The following is a 1,356-nucleotide window of genomic DNA, read 5'->3' as shown; positions in this document are numbered from 1 at the left end:
TCCCCGGCCAGCGTCCCCCGGGGCCGTGGCTGATGCGAGGGCCGAGGCCGAGGCGAGGGGGGACCGGCGCCCGTGAGGGCGTGAACGGGGGTGTGAGGGGCGCGCACGGTCGCGGGCTCGGGCGGGGGCGTGCGCCGTGCGCTCAGCCGCCGCCGGTCGCGCCTTCGACAGCGCTTTCGATGCGCGCGACGAGTTCGTCGGCGTCCACCGAGGGGTCCCTCGCGGCGACGGCGCCCGCCAGCTCGGCGACGGCGGCCCGCAGGGCGGTCACCTCGACGTGGATCCGGGAGAGGTACCCCCAGGCGTCGTGGTCGGCGTCCTCCGCGCGGAACTGCCAGGTGTGGTGGGGACTTGAGGCGTCGTCCCACATCTGCCTGGCGTCCCGGGAGTCGAGATGGGTGTCCTTGTACAGCGCCACCTGCCGGGCCGCGGCCTTCGCCACCTTCTCGATGTCCTCGTCGCTCAGCGGCATGTCGTCCTCCTCGGGGTTCCAGTCGGCGGGGTGCCGCAGCCGTTCGGCGACGCGCCCGCGCACGTCGCTCATGGAGATGCCGGGCCCGCGGGGGTCGATCTTGCCCGGCTGCCACTCCAGGTGGCCGATCACGGAGGTCGTGCCCTCCTTGCCCCAGCCGTGGGCGCGGCAGATGGCGGCGGAGGCGCGCACGATGGCGTCCACCTGCTCGGCGGGCCACGGGTCCTTGTTGTCGCCCAGGTTGATGCACTCGAAGCCGTAGAAGTGCGTGTTGCCGTCGGTGTCGGCCTCGTTGTCCGCGGGGAGCGCGCGCTCGTCGATCACGGCGGCGAGGACGTCGCCGTCGCCGCTTCCCGCGTGGTTCGCCCGGCCGTTGCCGACCAGGTACACCGTGCCGTCCTTCGCGATGACGCCCTGGCAGAGCGGCCCGGGGAGGTCGGAGCGGCCGTTGTAACAGAGCTCGACGGAGGAGTCGGTCCCCGTGGTCACGGTGTGATGGATCATCACCCCGTGCACCGGACCCCAGGAACCGGCGCCGTTCCTGTTGTGGGTGCGCCAGGATCTGTGCTCCACGATCCTGACGCCCTCGCCCTTCAGCGCGCTCACCAGCTTGTCGGCGGAGAGTGGAGAAGCCATACCGTTATCCCTTTCCAGGAGATGGGCGGTCATGACTGTCATCTACCGTCACCAGCCTGCCACGGGGAGTGCCGGTCGGCCATCAACTCCCGGGAACCCGTGGGCCCGTGAGGAGTGAGGGCGCCTGCCGCGCACGCCCGCGCGCGCCGTGCGCCCGCGGGCCGCGTCGCACAACCGGCAGCCGGGGAACGGGATTTCGCCACGAGCCACGACACCCCTCGCCGCCGAAACCGCCGGCACGCTGTGAG

1 protein-coding gene is annotated in these 1,356 nt (G+C 72.5%); it reads right to left on the bottom strand.

Features of this window, described 5'->3' with window-relative positions; translation table 11 throughout:
* Positions 1 to 142 precede the first annotated feature (142 nt).
* Positions 143 to 1,108 carry an N-acetylmuramoyl-L-alanine amidase gene (locus ADY01_RS37805; protein WP_078900883.1) on the bottom strand — a complete coding sequence of 322 codons (966 nt, stop codon included), beginning with the start codon at positions 1,106 to 1,108 and terminating at the stop codon, positions 143 to 145.
* Positions 1,109 to 1,356: the final 248 nt, after the last annotated feature.

The sequence above is a fragment of the Streptomyces sp. SBT349 genome, assembly GCF_001083795.1.
Classification (GTDB): Bacteria; Actinomycetota; Actinomycetes; order Streptomycetales; family Streptomycetaceae; genus Streptomyces.
This window is presented reverse-complemented; position numbering and strand designations above follow the sequence as displayed.

What these genes read in the sequence shown, in the direction of transcription:
- ADY01_RS37805 (WP_078900883.1), bottom strand. Translation starts at nt 1,108, where the DNA reads ATGGCTTCTCCACTCTCCGCCGACAAGCTGGTGAGCGCGCTGAAGGGC.